Raw genomic sequence first — 2,433 nt, forward strand, 5'->3', positions numbered from 1 at the left:
GGTCTCGCCCAGGCCGTCTCCGTGTTCCGCATCGACGAGGCCAAGCTCTCCGGCATCGCCGCACCGCGCAGCGCACCGGCCAGGGCGCCCGCGCCGAAGGCGAGCGCCGCCGGGACGAATGGCGTTGCGGCGAGCCGCCAGGCCAACGGCAATGCGTCGAAGCGTGGGGAAGCCGAGGCCGAGCAGCGACCTGCGGGGCAGGCGACGGCCATGCCCGCCGCCCTCGCCGGTGCCGAAGGTGACGAATGGACTGAGTTCTAGACCCCCCTCAACCCCGGCCTCACGCCGGGGTACCTGCCTCCCCCCTCGGGGCGGAACGGCCGGGTTGCGGTGATGCAACCCGGCCGATTTTTTGTGCCGCCAACTTTCCGTCCCTGCCGCGCACGCACCGAGAAGCTCCGCGTGAAACAAAACTGAAACGCGATCGCAACATAAGTGTTATCCGAAGCTTTTGTCGAACTAAAGGAAACAACTTACAGGCCGATAGGTGAATTAATCGGTACAAAAAAAAGAAAAAGGCATCCGACTATGCCCCGGCCCAACCACCCCCAGTCCGTCGCCGCCGCCCACCAGCCGGGCGCAACGGCTGCGCGGACCCGTCTTTCTTTTCCAAGTGCACACAGGAGCGTCCGATGAACCAGGACACGATCCAGAACATTGCCGTGGCTGATGACGCCAGGGAACTCCTGACATTTCGTCTCGGCCAGGAAGAGTACGGCCTGAACATCCTCAACGTGCAGGAAATCAGGGGCTACGACGCCGTGACGAAGATCGCCAACTCGCCGGCCTTCCTCAAGGGCGTCATCAACATGCGCGGCGTCATCGTCCCGATCATCGACATGCGCATCCGCTTCAACCTCGGTGAAGCCACCTACAACGAGTTCACCGTCGTGATCATCCTCAACATCGGCACACGCGTCATCGGCATGGTCGTCGACGCGGTCTCCGACGTGACCTCGCTCAAGGCCGACCAGGTCCGCCCGGCGCCCGATTTCGGCACCGTGCTGGACACGGCCTACATCGACGGCCTCGCCAATGTCGATGAACGCATGATCATCGTCATCGATATCGAAAAACTCATGACCGCCGAGGACATGGGCCTCGTCGACCAGGCCGCAGCCTGAGCCGCACACTTACCTCAAGGGGAAAGACCGTGAATAACTTGAAAATTGGCACCAGGCTGGCGATCGCCTTCTCGGTTGTCGTATTGCTCCTGGTATTCATTGCCGCCACCAGTGTCACGCGGATAGGCAGCCTCTCCGGTGAGATCGACGCCATGGCGCATGACCTGTATCCCAAGACGACCTGGGCGAACAACGTGATCGACCAGGTCAACCTGACGGCGGTAGCCACGCGCAACATGCTGATCTACCGGGAACCCGCCGCCGTCGAGCGCGAACTGGCCAGGATTCCCGAAGCCTCGGCGGAAATCACCCGTAACATCGAGCTGCTGGAAGAAACCATCACCTCTGCCGAAGGCAAGGAAAAGCTGGCCGCCGTGCAGACAACCCGGCCGGTTTTCGTGGCCGCGCTGCGCGACCTCGAAGACTTCATCCGCGCGGGGAATACCGAAGCCGCGGAAGAGCTGTTGACCGGCCGCATGCTGGAGGCGCAGCGCGATTACCTCGGAGCCATCACAAACCTGATCGATTACCAGAGCGAGCTTATGGAAATCGGGGGTGACCGCGCGCTCGAGGCCGCGGCCAGCGGCCGCGTGATGGTGATCGGTCTCTCCGGCGCCGCGGTGCTGGTTGCCATCCTGCTGGCTTTCCTGATCGCCCGTTCCATTACCCGCCCGGTCGGCGAGGTCCTGGCCTCCGCCAGGAAGATGGCCGTCGGCGACTTCAACTTCACACTCGAATCCGACGCCAAGGACGAGATCGGCGAGGTCGTGCGTGCCGTCGGGGAAGTCCAGGGCAGCGTCAAAGGCTTCATCGGCCAGATGTCCCACATGTCGTCCGAGCACGACAAGGGCGACATCGACGTGATGATCGCGGCCGAGGAGTTCGAGGGCGACTACCGCACCATGGCCGAAGGCGTGAACGGCATGGTCAACGGCCACATCGCCGTGAAGAAAAAAGCCATGGCCTGCGTCGCCGAGTTCGGCCGCGGCAACTTCGAGGCCGAGCTGGAGAAGTTCCCCGGCAAGAAACGCTTCATCAACGACACCATCGAGAAGGTCCGCGAGAACCTCAAGGCGCTGATCGTCGACGCCAACATGCTCTCCGAGGCCGCCCTGGCCGGCAAGCTCGCGACGCGTGCCGATGCCAAGCGCCACGAAGGCGACTTCAGGAAGATCGTCGAAGGCGTCAACGCCACGCTCGATGCGGTCGTCGTACCCGTCAACGAGGTCAAGCGCGTCATGGTCGCGTTGTCCGAAGGCGACCTCACGCAGAAGATCCAGGGCAACTACCAGGGCGACTTCAAGGTCCT

The 2,433-nt window shown here is 63.0% G+C and carries 3 protein-coding genes; all 3 read left to right on the plus strand.

Annotation, left to right across the window (positions count from 1 at the left end):
• Nucleotides 1-261 (plus strand): hypothetical protein (locus G6032_RS04345; protein WP_206211808.1); only part of this gene is annotated, 261 nt, incomplete at its 5' end.
• 371 nt (nucleotides 262-632) lie between these two features.
• Nucleotides 633-1,124, plus strand: a complete 492-nt coding sequence (locus G6032_RS04350) for a chemotaxis protein CheW (RefSeq protein WP_165280924.1) — start codon at nucleotides 633-635, stop codon at nucleotides 1,122-1,124.
• 29 nt (nucleotides 1,125-1,153) lie between these two features.
• Nucleotides 1,154-2,433, plus strand: a 1,280-nt coding sequence (locus tag G6032_RS04355; RefSeq protein ID WP_165280925.1) for an MCP four helix bundle domain-containing protein, incomplete at its 3' end; no start/stop codon positions are given.

The organism is Wenzhouxiangella sp. XN24, assembly GCF_011064545.1.
Taxonomy (GTDB): domain Bacteria; phylum Pseudomonadota; class Gammaproteobacteria; order Steroidobacterales; family XN24; genus XN24.

Coding starts and splice junctions, on each gene's coding strand:
- G6032_RS04350 (WP_165280924.1), top strand. CDS start 633: ATGAACCAGGACACGATCCAGAACATTGCCGTGGCTGATGACGCCAGG.